General features: G+C 41.1%; 13 protein-coding genes and 1 riboswitch. Of the genes, 10 read left to right on the top strand and 3 right to left on the bottom strand.

The window, feature by feature from the left end; translation table 11 throughout:
* Nucleotides 1-73: 73 nt before the first annotated feature.
* From AA0Y26_RS14005 to gcvPB, 4 genes are all read left to right on the top strand, one after another.
* Nucleotides 74-586, top strand: a complete 513-nt coding sequence (locus AA0Y26_RS14005; RefSeq protein WP_413362666.1) for a shikimate kinase — start codon at nt 74-76, stop codon at nt 584-586.
* 128 nt (nt 587-714) lie between these two features.
* Nucleotides 715-807, top strand: a riboswitch (glycine riboswitch).
* A 232-nt stretch (nt 808-1039) separates the two neighbouring features.
* Nucleotides 1040-2137 (top strand): glycine cleavage system aminomethyltransferase GcvT, encoded by a 1098-nt coding sequence (gcvT, locus tag AA0Y26_RS14000; RefSeq protein WP_413362664.1) that lies wholly within the window; start codon nt 1040-1042, stop codon nt 2135-2137.
* A gap of 15 nt (nt 2138-2152) precedes the next feature.
* A complete protein-coding gene (gcvPA, locus tag AA0Y26_RS13995; RefSeq protein WP_413362662.1) occupies nt 2153-3496 on the top strand; it encodes an aminomethyl-transferring glycine dehydrogenase subunit GcvPA in 1344 nt (447 codons plus the stop codon).
* Complete coding sequence (gene gcvPB / locus AA0Y26_RS13990) at nt 3493-4959, top strand: aminomethyl-transferring glycine dehydrogenase subunit GcvPB (RefSeq protein ID WP_413362660.1); 1467 nt, start codon at nt 3493-3495, stop codon at nt 4957-4959. The genes gcvPA and gcvPB overlap by 4 nt, the downstream gene beginning before the upstream one ends.
* A gap of 325 nt (nt 4960-5284) precedes the next feature.
* On the opposite strand, the gene AA0Y26_RS13985 is transcribed toward gcvPB, so the two are convergent.
* Nucleotides 5285-5668: a rhodanese-like domain-containing protein gene (locus AA0Y26_RS13985; protein ID WP_413362658.1), complete on the bottom strand. Its 384-nt coding sequence runs from the start codon at nt 5666-5668 to the stop codon at nt 5285-5287.
* Nucleotides 5669-5762: 94 nt separating this feature from the next.
* On the opposite strand from AA0Y26_RS13985, the gene AA0Y26_RS13980 reads away from it, so the two are divergent.
* Both AA0Y26_RS13980 and AA0Y26_RS13975 read left to right on the top strand, forming a co-directional pair.
* Entirely contained in the window at nt 5763-6593 is an 831-nt protein-coding gene (locus tag AA0Y26_RS13980) for a biotin/lipoate A/B protein ligase family protein (RefSeq protein ID WP_413362656.1), read from the top strand.
* Nucleotides 6594-6832: 239 nt separating this feature from the next.
* Entirely contained in the window at nt 6833-9403 is a 2571-nt protein-coding gene (locus AA0Y26_RS13975) for a vitamin B12-dependent ribonucleotide reductase (protein ID WP_413362654.1), read from the top strand.
* A 204-nt stretch (nt 9404-9607) separates the two neighbouring features.
* On the opposite strand, the gene AA0Y26_RS13970 is transcribed toward AA0Y26_RS13975, so the two are convergent.
* Nucleotides 9608-10372 (bottom strand): TSUP family transporter, encoded by a 765-nt coding sequence (locus AA0Y26_RS13970; RefSeq protein WP_413362652.1) that lies wholly within the window; start codon nt 10370-10372, stop codon nt 9608-9610.
* A gap of 210 nt (nt 10373-10582) precedes the next feature.
* Between AA0Y26_RS13970 and AA0Y26_RS13965 the strand changes: the two genes are divergently transcribed.
* The 3 genes from AA0Y26_RS13965 (at nt 10583) to AA0Y26_RS13955 (ending at nt 12520) form a co-directional block, all read left to right on the top strand.
* Complete coding sequence (locus AA0Y26_RS13965) at nt 10583-10957, top strand: DUF4181 domain-containing protein (protein ID WP_413362650.1); 375 nt, start codon at nt 10583-10585, stop codon at nt 10955-10957.
* Nucleotides 10958-11172: 215 nt separating this feature from the next.
* Nucleotides 11173-11646, top strand: a complete 474-nt coding sequence (locus AA0Y26_RS13960; protein ID WP_413362648.1) for an RNA polymerase sigma factor — start codon at nt 11173-11175, stop codon at nt 11644-11646.
* Entirely contained in the window at nt 11639-12520 is an 882-nt protein-coding gene (locus tag AA0Y26_RS13955; protein WP_413362646.1) for a hypothetical protein, read from the top strand. Before AA0Y26_RS13960 ends, AA0Y26_RS13955 begins: the two co-directional genes overlap by 8 nt.
* Nucleotides 12521-12597: 77 nt before the next feature.
* On the opposite strand, the gene AA0Y26_RS13950 is transcribed toward AA0Y26_RS13955, so the two are convergent.
* Nucleotides 12598-13485 (bottom strand): DUF1385 domain-containing protein, encoded by an 888-nt coding sequence (locus tag AA0Y26_RS13950; protein WP_413368219.1) that lies wholly within the window; start codon nt 13483-13485, stop codon nt 12598-12600.
* A gap of 178 nt (nt 13486-13663) precedes the next feature.
* On the opposite strand from AA0Y26_RS13950, the gene AA0Y26_RS13945 reads away from it, so the two are divergent.
* The gene (locus AA0Y26_RS13945) at nt 13664-14101 is read left to right on the top strand and encodes a hypothetical protein (RefSeq protein WP_413362644.1); all 438 of its coding nucleotides are present in this window, start codon (nt 13664-13666) and stop codon (nt 14099-14101) included.
* The last annotated feature ends 2 nt before the right edge of the window (nt 14102-14103 follow it).

Raw genomic sequence — 14103 nt, 5'->3', positions numbered from 1 at the left:
GCTACGATTGATATACTACAGATATTAATCAGTGAGAACTAATTTTTTTAAGCGACAAAGAAGGTGATAGGCCATGCGGAAAATTTATTTAGTAGGATTTATGGGATGCGGAAAAAGCGCAATCGGACGAAGACTGAGCTACTTTTTGAAGATGCCATACTATGATATGGATCATGAAATTGTAAGACAGCAGGGAATGACAATCCCGGAGATTTTTGAAAAGTATGGAGAAGAGCGTTTCAGAGAGATTGAAACCGAATTTCTGGAGAACTTCCGTAATGAGGGGTGTATTATTGCAACAGGCGGCGGTGTAGCAATGAAAGAGGAAAACCGTCGGATTATGCGGAGGACTGGACTCGTATTTTTTCTCGATGCTGTATTTGAGGATATTTATGTCCGGATTCGAAACGATAAAAACCGCCCCATAGTGCAGCGTTTAACGAAAGAAGAGCTGCACGAGCTATATCAAACCAGAAGAAAATTATACAGAGAAGCCGGCCACATCCAAGTCTTAACAGAAGACAGGCCTATCAGACAAATTGTAGAGTATATAGCCTTCCAGGTGAACAGATTAAAAGGCGAATAATTTTTTTAAAATGAACGGAATTGTTCGTTTTATTCCTATTTTTAAAAAATGTTTGCCTTTACATCCCGTTCAATGTTAGGATATGGCTAAGAACATCTGGATAGACTGGTATGTTGAATAAGAAGCGGTTGAGTGTACGGGGAGAGAACGTAAAGTTGCGTCGCCGAAGGAGCAAGTAGAGAAACTATGAATCTCTCAGGCAAAAAGACCCGTACAGGACGCATCTCTGGAGAGTGCCGTTATCGGCCACCAAAGGGGAAAGCCTATATATGTGGCTTGGAGTCAATAGTAGGTGTAACTTTCAGGTGAAAGGACAGGGAATTCCACTCAAGGGATTCGTCTGTCTTTTTTTAATGGGGAAAATCGTCTTTATTGCCTCTCCAGCAAGAGAGATAGCATGACCTGAAAGCCTTAATAAATTTTTGCAACAATCTAAATTTGAGGAGGATTTTTATGAGCGAATTAAAACGCACACCATTATTTGAGTCATATAGCAAATATGGTGGAAAAACGATTGATTTTGGGGGCTGGGAATTGCCAGTGCAATTTTCTTCCATAAAAGAAGAACATGATGCAGTGCGTAACCGTGCAGGGCTTTTTGATGTTTCGCATATGGGAGAGATTTTTGTGGAAGGTCCGGATGCATTAAGCTATTTGCAAAACCTATTATCAAACGACATTTCAAAAATCCAAGTTGGCAGTGCGCAATATAACGCGATGTGTTATGAAACAGGTGGAGTTGTTGACGATCTACTAGCTTATCGTCTAGGTGAAAACCAATATCTTTTATGTGTGAATGCCGCTAACATCGAAAAGGACTATGAATGGATGCTTTCTCAAAAAAGCGGAGATGTTGTCGTTACGAATAGATCAGATGAATATGCTCAAATCGCACTGCAAGGCCCTTTAGCAGAAGAGATTTTACAAACTTTAACGTCAGAAAACTTAAACGATATCAAATACTTTAAATTCAAAGATAATGTAGTAGTTGCCGGACATCAAGTACTAGTTTCCCGCAGCGGTTATACGGGTGAAGATGGATTTGAAATCTATGGGCAACCCGCAGCTGTTATCGAACTTTGGGATGAAATTTTAGAAGCCGGTAAAGACAAAGGAGTAGTTCCTGCCGGGCTTGGCGCTCGTGATACTCTTCGCTTTGAAGCCTGCCTGCCGCTGTATGGACAGGAATTATCAAAAGATATCACCCCATTAGAAGCAGGTATTGGATTTGCCGTAAAATTAACTACTGATTTTATTGGTCGTGATGCGCTGGCTGCTCAAAAAGAAGAAGGCTTAAAGCGCAAACTCGTAGGAGTAGAAATGACTGGTAAAGGAATTCCGCGCCACGGCTATAAAGTTTTCAAGGAAGGCGAAGAGATTGGTGAAGTGACTACTGGTACGCAATCACCGATGACAAAACGTAATATCGGCTTAGCATTAGTCGATGCTTCCAAAGTTGAGATTGGAACGGAAGTGGAAATTGAAATCCGTGGAAAGCTCATTTCTGCAATTGTTGTTGAAACACCATTTTATAAGCGTGTAAAAAACTAGAAAAGAGGGGCAAATATGAAACATCGTTATTTACCAATGACGGAACAAGATCAAAAAGAAATGCTGGAGACGATTGGCGTTTCTTCTATTGATGAACTATTTTCTGATATTCCTGAGAAAGTTCGTTTCCAAGGGCTGTACAATATTAAAGAGGCAAAATCTGAAGCGGCTTTGGCAAAAGAGCTTACAGCACTTGCTGCAAAAAATGCTGATACGATAAATAATGTATCCTTCCTCGGAGCCGGGGTTTACAACCATTATAAGCCGGTAATCGTTGACCATGTTATCTCTCGTTCAGAGTTTTACACAGCTTATACACCGTATCAACCTGAAATATCACAAGGTGAACTACAGGCCATTTTCGAGTTCCAAACGATGATTGCCGAACTGACAGGAATGGATCTAGCCAATTCGTCGATGTATGATGGCGGGACTGCGCTTGCAGAAGCAGGCATGCTTGCTGCTGGCCATACAAAGCGCAAAAAGCTGCTTGTATCGGGAACGGTACATCCGGAGTATAAGGACGTCGTCACGACATACGCATACGGCCAGTCAATTGAAGTTGTAACGGTACCGACAAAAGACGGTGTAACAGATATGGAAGCGTTAAAAGGTTTGATAGATGATCAAACAGCCGCGGTAATCGTTCAGTATCCAAATTTCTACGGTCAAATTGAAGATTTAAAAATGATTGGTGAAATTACACACGACCAAAAAGGATTGTTTATTGTATCAGCTAACCCATTAGCACTTGGCGTGTTAACACCCCCTGGTAAATTAGGTGCAGATATTGTTGCAGGTGATGCACAGCCGTTTGGTATTGCCGAAAACTTCGGTGGTCCACACTGTGGCTTCTTTGCCGTAACGACAAAATTGATGCGTAAAGTGCCTGGACGTCTTGTGGGTGAAACAGTCGATCAGGAAGGGCGCCGTGGATATGTATTGACGTTGCAGGCTCGTGAACAACATATTCGCCGCGACAAGGCAACTTCTAATATCTGCTCTAACCAAGCTTTGCTTGCACTTGCGGCTTCAGTGGCTATGACTGCACTAGGTAAAGAGGGCATGCGGGAAATGGCGAAACAGAATATTATGAAAACTCGCTATGCAAAAAATGCGTTCGAAGCTGCTGGATTCCCAGTCGCATTCCAAGGCGCTCATTTTAACGAAATTGTTGTAAAAACAAATAAATCAGTAACTGAAATCAACAAAGGCTTGCTGGAAAAAGGCATTATCGGTGGATTCGATTTAGGACGTGTGGATCCAGAAATGGCTAACCACGCATTAATTGCTGTAACTGAGCTGCGCACGAAAGAAGAAATCGATGCGTTAGTAGCAGAAATGGGGGCATTACAATGAGTCACGAAAACCAACCATTAATTTTTGAATTAACAAAAGAAGGACGCGTCGGTTATAATCTTGAGCCATTAGATGTACCGGAAGTCGATTTGGAAGAGCTTTTGCCTGCCGGTTATATCCGTGAGGAGGCTGCAGAGCTGCCAGAGGTATCCGAGCTTGATATCATGCGCCATTACACAGCCCTATCAAGACGCAATCATGGGGTAGATTCTGGATTCTATCCGCTTGGGTCTTGTACGATGAAGTATAATCCGAAAATCAACGAAAACGTGGCACGCTATAATGGGTTTGCGAATATTCATCCTCTACAGGACGAGGAAACGGTTCAAGGAGCTATGGAGCTTTTATATGATCTGCAGCAATCGCTTGTAGAAATTACAGGAATGGATGAAGTAACACTTCAACCAGCGGCAGGTGCTCATGGGGAATGGACAGCGCTGATGATGATTCGTGCCTTCCACGAAGCGAATGGGGAAGGACATCGTAACAAAGTGATCGTACCTGACTCTGCCCACGGTACTAATCCTGCCTCTGCTACTGTAGCGGGCTTTGAAACAATTACTGTAAAGTCTAATGAAGACGGCCTTGTAGACTTAGAGGATCTTCGCCGAGTTGTCGGAGAGGATACAGCAGCATTGATGCTGACTAACCCAAATACATTAGGTCTATTTGAGGAAAACATTCTGGAAATGGCTGAAATCATCCATAGTGTCGGTGGTAAAGTTTATTATGATGGAGCCAACTTGAATGCTGTAATGTCGAAAGCCCGCCCAGGAGATATGGGCTTTGACTGTGTCCATTTGAATCTTCATAAAACGTTCACAGGTCCACATGGAGGGGGCGGTCCGGGTTCAGGACCTGTAGGCGTGAAAGCAGATTTAATCCCATATCTGCCTAAGCCTGTGCTTGTCAAAACTGAAGAAGGAAAATACCACTTCGACTATAACCGTCCACAATCCATTGGGCGTGTAAAACCTTATTACGGTAACTTTGGTATCAATGTACGTGCTTATACGTATATTCGTACAATGGGGCCGGATGGGTTAAAAGCGGTTACGGAATATGCAGTATTAAACGCAAACTATATGATGCGCCGCCTGGAAGAGTATTTCGACTTGCCATATAACCGTCATTGCAAGCATGAATTTGTACTGTCTGGCCGCCGTCAAAAGAAGCTTGGTGTGCGTACACTTGATATCGCGAAACGCCTGTTAGACTTTGGCTACCATCCACCAACTGTATACTTCCCATTAAATGTAGAGGAAGGAATTATGATTGAGCCGACAGAAACGGAGTCAAAAGAGACACTGGATGCATTTTGTGACGCTATGATTCAAATTGCCAAGGAAGCGGAAGCAACACCTGAAATCGTACAGGAAGCACCTCATACAACGGTTATATCCCGCTTAGATGAGACACGTGCTGCACGTACACCGGTGCTGCGTTATACAAAACAGGCTTAAAAAATGCGTTTTAGAAAAATGAATAGTAAGTCCTAAATAAGTAAAACGCACAGACGGACTCTGTGCGTTTTACTTTTTAAAAAAATTTTTTCTATTCTAAAATACATTTGCTAGATGTTTGACCTCATACAGCTTTTTTATTATATAGGAAGAAACTCTGGCGCTGAATCGATAAAACAGCACTGTTTGCTATAATGAAAGAAACCTCGACACCAAATTTTTAAACAGTAAGGGGTCAACTTTCGACAATTTTGCAATCAGTATTCTGAGCCGGGAAAAGTAAAAACTATAGAAAAAAGCCCCCCTAAAGGGAGCTCTACATACGCTATGCTTTTGATTTGACTTTACCTGTCCAAGTTTTAAAACCGCCTTGTAATTGGTAAATTTGATTATAGCCTTTTTTCTTCAGCATTAAAGCAGCACGTGCACTGCGACCTGTATTTTGACAGTATAGGTACACTGGTAAATCTGGTCGGATTTCTTTATGTCGCTGATTCATCTGCGTCATTGGGATATTGCGCGCCCCCAGGATATGACCAGCTTCAAATTCTTTTGGTTCCCGAAGGTCGATCAATTGTGCTTTACGGTAGCCTTGTATGAATTCTTCCTGTGTCAAATTTGTCACAGCCTTTTTTAAACGGAATGAATTGATCAACACATAGGCAATTATGACTCCTAGGATGATGGCGATGGTAATTAATACTTGCACGTTATTATTTCCCCTTTCTATCTATCAGGTATATTATAAAAGAGAACAGGACGTTCGTCGAGTAAGTAAACCAAATACTTTATGGAGGCATGTAATGAAACAATGGTATTTTATTAACTCTGGGCCTTGCAGCCCATCATATAATATGGCAATGGATGAGGCATTGCTCAATTGGCATAGCGAGAAACTCATCCCTCCGGTTATTCGTTTTTATGAATGGAACCCGGCAACATTGTCGATTGGCTACTTCCAGCAAGTACATAAAGATATTAACTTTGAAGAAGTGCGCCGTCAGGGGTTAGGTTTTGTCAGAAGACCTACAGGAGGGCGAGCGGTATTGCATGAGCATGAATTGACATATTCCATCATTGTCGAAGAGGATTATCCTAACATGCCAAAAACGGTAACAGAAGCATACCGAGTATTAAGTGAAGGGCTATTGCTTGGATTCCGCAATCTTGGGCTGGATGCTTATTTCAGCGTGCCTGATACGGAAGAAAAGCAGCAGGATCTAAAAAAACCAAAAAGTGCTGTTTGTTTTGATGCACCAAGCTGGTATGAGCTTGTTGTAGAAGGCAGAAAAGTAGCGGGTAGTGCCCAAACGCGTCAAAAAGGTGTCATTTTACAGCATGGAGCAATTTTGCTTGATCTAGAGGAAGAGAAGCTATTATCTTTGTTTAAATTTGCGAACGAGGAAGCGCGTGAGAAAATGCGTTTAAAGCTTCCTGAGAAGGCTGTTGCTATGAACAGGTTGGTAGATAAGCCGTTTACTATTGAACAATGTATACAAGCGTTTAAAAACGGTTTTCAGCATGCTTTGGATATTGAATTGATTCCTTATGAATTAACAGAGGAGCAATTAGCATATATAGAACAATTGGAAAAAGAAAAATATGCAAATGATGACTGGAATTTTAAAAAGTAGGAACGTTTGTTTGAAAAAATTTTTAGTTTAAGAAACGTTGATAAATGAACAGTTCCTAAAAATAAAAAAAAATCAAGCCCTTGTTTGAAAAAAAAATCTGTTGTAATCTTTTAAAAGTGTAAATACTGTGCCTATATATAGTTTAAGGCGGATAAATCAAACACAATATCTTGTGTTTGATTTCCATTTTTGCGGGTACAGAGTGAAGAAGCTTTATAATAATAAAGGGGGCTAAGGTGATGGCAAGTGTGTTGGAGCAAACCATCCAAGTAGATCAGCTCAATAAAGATATTGAGCAATTCCCGCAAGTGCATCCGATTACACCAGATATGCATATTACGCATAAAGGTGTATCACGTCTTGTGATGATTGACCGTTATTCATTCAAGGATACGGAGAAAAAAACATTAAAACCAGGGGACTTTGTTGTATTAACTGTAAAAGAAGACCCAAAATTCCCAGCGCGTGGTCTAGGAATCATTCAATCGATTGATAAGGAAGCCAAAAAGGCGGCTATCCTGATCGAGGAAGATTTCCGTCATGTACTGGAAGATGACCAAGAGCAAACAACAGGTATTATTACTCGTTCACTAGATATTATCGAAAAGCCGCTTGAAATTTATTATGAACAAATTGCAAAACGCAATGCGACAGGGCTGGCTGCTGTAGAAAAAACAGAAGAAGCTAGAAAAGAATGGTTCGAAAAGTTTTACGAGCAGCTTGTAGACCTGAAATTCATTCCGGCTGGCCGTGTTATTTACGGAGCAGGCTCTGAGACTGATGTAACATTCTTTAATTGCTACGTAATGCCATTTGTACCGGATTCTCGTGAAGGTATCAGTGATCATCGTAAGCAGGTTATGGAGATTATGAGCCGAGGTGGTGGTGTTGGAACAAACGGTTCTACACTTCGTCCAAGAAATACGCTTGCACGCGGCGTAAATGGTAAATCTTCAGGGTCAGTTAGCTGGCTTGATGATATCGCAAAACTAACTCATTTGGTAGAACAAGGCGGTTCCCGTCGCGGAGCCCAAATGATTATGCTGGCAGATTGGCATCCAGATATCGTAGAATTCATCATTTCGAAGATGCAAAATCCACGGATCCTTCGTTATCTGATTGAAAATACGATGGACGAGTCCATTATTCGTCTAGCAAAGGAAAAATTAAAATTCAAACCTTTAACACAGCAAGATGAAGCAATGTATCAAGGGATTGTAAACTATAAAAATATTCCTGGTATGGGTGGATTCGATGAGACAATCATCCGAGAAGCAGAGGCGAAGCTTCGAGACGGCGGTACCTATTCAGTGCATAACCCGGACTTCCTCACTGGGGCGAACATTTCAGTCACATTAACAAATGAATTCATGCATGCTGTCGAAAATGACCTAGACTACGAACTGCGTTTCCCAGATGTAGCAAACTATTCGCCTGCTGAGATGGATGTATACAATGAAGAATGGCATAAAGTAGGCGACGTGCGTGAGTGGGAAAAGCTTGGCTATGGTGTTCGCGTATACCGCAAGATTAAAGCACGTGAGCTTTGGAACCTGATTAACGTATGTGCTACATACGCAGCAGAGCCTGGCATTTTCTTTATCGATAACGCGAATGATATGACAAATGCAAAAGCATATGGACAGCAGGTTGTTGCAACAAACCCTTGTGGTGAGCAGCCATTAGCTCCATACAGTGTTTGTAACCTGGCAGCGGTTAACCTGGCACAATTTGCTTTGAAGGAATCAAAATCGGTTGATTATGATGCACTGCGTCAAACAGTAAAAGTAGGCGTTAGAATGCAGGATAACGTAATTGATGCAACACCATACTTCCTAGAAGAAAACCGTAAACAGGCGCTAGGTGAGCGTCGTGTAGGGCTGGGTGTTATGGGACTTGCCGATTTACTGATTTACTGTGAGAAAGAGTATGGATCAGAAGAAGGAAACCAATTGGTAGATGAAATCTTCAAAACAATTGCGATTGCAGCGTATGAAGCATCTATCGAGTTGGGGAAAGAGCGCGGCAGCTTCCCATTCCTGCAAGGAGAAACGGAAGAAGAGACAAAACGTCTGCGTGAAGCATTTATTCAAACTGGCTTCATGAAAAAAATGCCAGAGCATATTCGCGAAGATATTTTAGCAAATGGTATTCGCAACTCTCACTTGCTGACAGTAGCACCAACTGGTTCAACTGGCACAATGGTAGGCGTTGCGACTGGACTGGAGCCATATTTCAGCTTCACATACTATCGTTCAGGCCGTTTAGGGAAATTCATTGAAGTGAAGGCAGAAATTGTACAGGAATACTTGGCTGCAAACCCAGGAGCCGATGAAAACAACCTACCTCATTGGTTCGTTTCTTCTATGCAATTGACACCAGAAGCACATGCAGATGTTCAGTGTATTATTCAAAACTGGATCGACTCGTCAATTTCCAAAACGGTTAATGCACCAAAAGGCTATACGGTAAACCAAGTAGAAAAGGTGTACGAGCGTCTGTATCGCGGCGGGGCTAAAGGCGGCACGGTCTATGTTGACGGAAGCCGTGATACACAAGTATTAACTCTGAAAGCTGAAGAGTCTCATAGTGACGAGCAGCTGGAATTTGAAGAGTTAAAGCAGCAGGAAGAACAAACAAAGCGCGGGGTAGTATTAGTTGATACAATTGCTCCATTATCCCAAACAAATGTAACAATCGGCTCTGAGGTAGGGAATACCTGCCCTGTTTGCCGACAAGGTACAGTAGAAGAAATGGGCGGGTGCAACACATGTACAAACTGTGGTGCACAGCTAAAATGCGGTCTTTAAAATAAACGAAGCGGCTACAGAGAAATCTGCAGCCGCTTTTTTATTAAGTGGAAAATAAATAGTGATAAATAGCCGGTAAAGAGTAACAACTTCCGGGCTGACATTCTTATTTGCTTCTCAAGAGCACTTCAAAGCTATGTGTCTATGACAATTTGGTTTTTCTTCATTCATTTTTCAGACGAATAGGTACCAATGAATTGTAGGTTATGAAAAGAAATAGTCATAGCCATTCTTTAAAATTAAAACGGTAGTGACAATGATGAATAGTATGCGTATAAACTCTGTCCCCTTACTCAAGGCAATTTTGGAGCCTGCATATGCACCTAAAATCATTGCAAATCCCATAATAAAACCGTATGTAAAATTAACTGCTCCTAAAAATAAAAACATAATGAGTGCGGCTAAATTGCTCGTAAAATTGAGCAGTTTAGAACTGCCGGATGCCTCAATAAAATTGAATCCCATAAACAATAATACAAAAATCATGAAGGAGCCAGTACCTGGTCCGAAGAAACCATCATAGAAACCTAACCCAATCAAAAGAATAAGTCCCACAAGCTTTTTCTTTCCAATCGCTTTTTCTCCATCCTTTACTTTTCCCAAATCCTTTTTAATGAATGTATAGATAAGGACGCCTATAAGTAAGAAAAGCACAAGCGGACGTAAAATTTCTGAGTCAACATGATGGACAGTGAAAGCTCCCAGCATTGAGCCGATGAAAACAAACGGTACAATAGGCCCCAGCATTTTGATATCAATTTTCCCAGCCCGTAAGAATGTCATCATACTTGTGAAGTTACCTAATGATGCAGCCAGCTTGTTTGTAGCAATAGCTGTTGCAGGCGGTAGGCCGACAAAAAGTAAGGCAGGTAAAGTAATTAATCCACCTCCACCGACGACTGAATTGATGAAAGCACCGATAAACCCAAAGAAGAAAAGTGCTGTGATTGAAAAAAGATCGATGTCCATTTTTTAAACCTCGCAATCTGTTATTCAAATCATATAGCAGTAAAAAAACGATGTAAATAGCAAAAGTGACAGGGGATTTCTAATAAAAAAGAAATTGCAAGGGCAGATTTTTGTAGTGAAATAAATGAACGAACTTTAACTGGAATGTATTTTGCATAATAGAACCTATTTATGGTACATTTGTTAGACATAGAAAGTCAGGGTGTTGATATGGAATTTATTATTGTAATTGGCCTAGTTGCACTTTATCAATTTGTATTTATACCGCTTTTAAAAAAGAAGACAGGCTATCTAAAACCAAGCGAGCCGAAAATATTTTATGACTACAAGACGAAATGGCAATTGCCATTCGAATTAACTGTTATTGCATTTTGTATAGGAGGCATTCTGCTGTTGACACCAGCGCTAGGTCTCGTCTCAAGCATTTTTATTCCTGTTGCATTTGTCGTTATTTTACTAACAAGAGGGACCTTGGAAAAACGCTATGAATCGGATTTCCGTCATTACATCGTTTCTTTCGCTCATGCGGCCGCCATTACGATTACATTTGCAGGCTTACTCATTTATGCGCTTGTGCTGAATTAATCCATCAAATCTGATGGGTTTTTTTATTGCTTTAGAAACTATCAAATTTTGTGATGAAAGTGTGAGTGGAGAGGAGCCGCTATTTTAAGTCACTAAAAATCTTTTCAATTGTTAATGAGCTTCCTATCACATGATGCAGCGAAATGGAAATAAATCATTTTTAAGTGATTCCGTTCTTCCAATCGATCGTCTTTATAAAAGGAAGGGGGAAGAGCATGAAGGACGTCTATGAGGAGCATTATGATGCCATCTTCCAATACATATTGTTTTTGACAACAGATTCAGAATTAACGGATGATTTTGTCCAGGAAACGTTTTTTCGGTTTTTTAAGGCGCAGAACGTGCGTAATGACAAGGCAGTGCTGATTCGGATTGCAAGGAATCTTGTATACGATCATTATCGGAGAAAGAGTCTGTTGAAATGGCTTCCTATTGAGCAGGAAAAGCCAGATGAGCGGCCATTGCCTCCCGAGATTGTGGAGCATTCAGAGGAAGTCCGGAGACTCTATAGGGCATTGAGTGAAATAAGACTTAATTACCGGGAAGCCATTGTGCTTCGTTATATCGAAGAAATGTCCGTGAAGGAAGTAGCTGGGCACCTGCAGATGACAGAGGCCCAGGTAAAGAATAATACGGTAAGGGGCTTAAAGGCATTGCGCAAAATTTTAGGGGGTGATTCAGATGATTGAGGAACGTTTGAAGGAATTGTCATTAACACCTGATAAGCAGAAGAAGGCGCAACACTTTCAACAAATTGAGAGGCGTCTGCAGAGAAGCCGGCAACGGACGAAATGGCAAGTAGGCCTCATTTTGGCGCTTGTCTGCCTCCTCATAGTGTTTTTTATTGAAACAGGAGAGATCACAACCCGGCTTCAATCTTCAGCGGACACGAATATTACACGAGCATATATTACATTGGGTGAAGGCAATCCATACTCGGCGTTACAGAATAATGTAGATAAAGTGGATAATGCAAAATGGACCCGGTTTATGACCGAAGTTACAGAAGGCATGACGCCCGTAGACATTAAACTGTTCAACCAAGAAGCTGATTATACGATGCGTCTAGATTATCAGTATGGACCCCGACCGCTGTATGAGGTGTACACCACGGTTGATGGAAGTGTATACTTTGAACAGAAAGAAACAGGCCAGCTATATAAACTACAAGAAACATTCGAGGAATTCCACTCAAAGGCAATAGAACCCTTACATAAGAATAGCGCCATTCCCTACATGTTGGGGCTTTTAGCTACAGTATTTATCGTCAATTTATTGGCTGAAAGGAAATGGCATAAAAAAGATGAACAGGGCAGAAAGCCTCCAAAGCATTCCCATTCATCCCAGACGGTTATTGAGCTGATCATGGCTGGACTGGTAATTATCTTTATTGTATTTGTGTACAATATCCATTTCTTTGTGCCTGCTGGAATTATAATGACTGGGACAGCGGTGAACTGTTTGATCGAAAGCAGGAAAGGGAAAAGCAGAGATCGCCAGCTGATGCTGACCATGAATAGCCTTCAATATTTAACGGCCCTGGCGATCATCTACTATCTTTAAATCAAAAACGGACCAGCCCTTACATGGGGTGGTCCGTTTTGGCATTAGTAAATATGAAGTTTCCATGGCAGCTTCACCTAGCTATGATTCAATGTACAAGCAATTTCCGGGTTTTTTTCTACTTCATGCAATTTATTGAATGAAGCGATAGCAACCTCTACCTGATCATCTTTTGGTTCTTTTGTTGTTAAAAGCTGCAGCCATAGTCCGGGATAGCCTAGATAGCGAAGAACCGGTACATTACGTACTTTGTTCGTAGCTTGCAGTACTTCAAAAGAGATACCAATGACTACCGGAATCAGTAAAATACGAGATAACAGGCGAATCCAAAGTGGATCAGTCGGCACGAGGAAATATACAAACAGGCCAACAATAACAGTGAATAAAATAAAGCTAGAGCCGCAGCGGTAATGAAGGCGAGACTGTTTTTGTACATTTTCCACTGTCAATGGCATACCTGCTTCATAGCAGTTAATGACTTTATGTTCTGCCCCGTGATATTGGAAAACTCGCTTAATGATTGGCGCCATCGAAATAAAATACAAATAAGCCAGCAGTAAAATTAATTTAAACCCTGTTTCAAGTAAAATCTGTACTGTCTTACCAGGGAACCAGGGCTTTAAAAATTCAGCCAAAAACATAGGTACTAAGGTGAAAATGAATTTACCGAATAAAAAGGATAATACCCCGACTACTGCTACCCCAAGTATCATCTGAAGCTTGCTCATTTCTTCGCCTTCTGCCTCTTCTTCTTCCCCCGGGTTGACCTCATAGCGTGAGCTGGCAAAATCTAAATGGCGTGAGCCGAATCCAGCAGACTCAATGAGTGCTACTACTCCCCGAACAAACGGGATTTTCTTCAGTTTTTGGAAAATAGGCTTTTTCTTTTTTTTCAAATGATAATAATCAATTGAATCGTCATTGCGACGAATGGCAGTTACCATATGGTCCTGCCCAGCAAACATGACTCCTTCAAGAAGTGCTTGTCCCCCATATACAGGCGTTTCCTTGCTCAATATTGACACCACTCTCTATTAATCTCAAAATCTTTACTTTTTTATTGTACTAAATTTTTCAAGAAATCACTACCTGTCTGCATAGATTATGGAGATTTGGATACGCTAAAGTACTAGAGGTGATTATATGTTTAGAGTTGCAAATAGTACAAGTATTGCCGGGAGTTTATACATTACAGTTATGTTGAAAATTTTACAGCTGTTTAGCTGGATAGATTGGCACCCAACTAAATTTTTACATAACATAGACGATGGGCTGACGCGCTGGATTGTCCTTTTTGTTATATTATATATTGTATCATTCATATTCATGATGATTGTTCAGTATATACAAATGGTTCCCGCATTTCTCATAGGCATTCTTTTAGGGCTTGCCATTGCCTTTGTAGCGGAATGGATGATTTATGATTTGCCGGCCGAAGCAAAGTCCTTTAAGCGATTATCAATTCCTTTTCTTGTTGTTGTTATAACAACTTCATTGTTCCTGACAGATACAGCTACTTATCACCGAGCGCATATGGGCAAACGAAATGAGTTGCCGTACAAAGAGTCTGTGATAAAATAAAG

The organism is Lysinibacillus canaveralius (assembly GCF_047301505.1).
In the GTDB taxonomy this organism is placed as follows: Bacteria; Bacillota; Bacilli; order Bacillales_A; family Planococcaceae; genus Lysinibacillus_B.
This window is presented reverse-complemented; position numbering and strand designations above follow the sequence as displayed.

Excerpts from the sequence above, each read along its gene's own strand:
- AA0Y26_RS14005 (WP_413362666.1), top strand. The coding sequence starts at position 74 with ATGCGGAAAATTTATTTAGTAGGATTTATGGGATGCGGAAAAAGCGCA.
- gcvT (WP_413362664.1), top strand. The coding sequence starts at position 1,040 with ATGAGCGAATTAAAACGCACACCATTATTTGAGTCATATAGCAAATAT.
- gcvPA (WP_413362662.1), top strand. The coding sequence starts at position 2,153 with ATGAAACATCGTTATTTACCAATGACGGAACAAGATCAAAAAGAAATG.
- gcvPB (WP_413362660.1), top strand. The coding sequence starts at position 3,493 with ATGAGTCACGAAAACCAACCATTAATTTTTGAATTAACAAAAGAAGGA.
- AA0Y26_RS13980 (WP_413362656.1), top strand. The coding sequence starts at position 5,763 with ATGAAACAATGGTATTTTATTAACTCTGGGCCTTGCAGCCCATCATAT.
- AA0Y26_RS13975 (WP_413362654.1), top strand. The coding sequence starts at position 6,833 with ATGGCAAGTGTGTTGGAGCAAACCATCCAAGTAGATCAGCTCAATAAA.
- AA0Y26_RS13970 (WP_413362652.1), bottom strand. The coding sequence starts at position 10,372 with ATGGACATCGATCTTTTTTCAATCACAGCACTTTTCTTCTTTGGGTTT.
- AA0Y26_RS13965 (WP_413362650.1), top strand. The coding sequence starts at position 10,583 with ATGGAATTTATTATTGTAATTGGCCTAGTTGCACTTTATCAATTTGTA.
- AA0Y26_RS13960 (WP_413362648.1), top strand. The coding sequence starts at position 11,173 with ATGAAGGACGTCTATGAGGAGCATTATGATGCCATCTTCCAATACATA.
- AA0Y26_RS13955 (WP_413362646.1), top strand. The coding sequence starts at position 11,639 with ATGATTGAGGAACGTTTGAAGGAATTGTCATTAACACCTGATAAGCAG.
- AA0Y26_RS13950 (WP_413368219.1), bottom strand. The coding sequence starts at position 13,485 with ATGTTTGCTGGGCAGGACCATATGGTAACTGCCATTCGTCGCAATGAC.
- AA0Y26_RS13945 (WP_413362644.1), top strand. The coding sequence starts at position 13,664 with ATGTTTAGAGTTGCAAATAGTACAAGTATTGCCGGGAGTTTATACATT.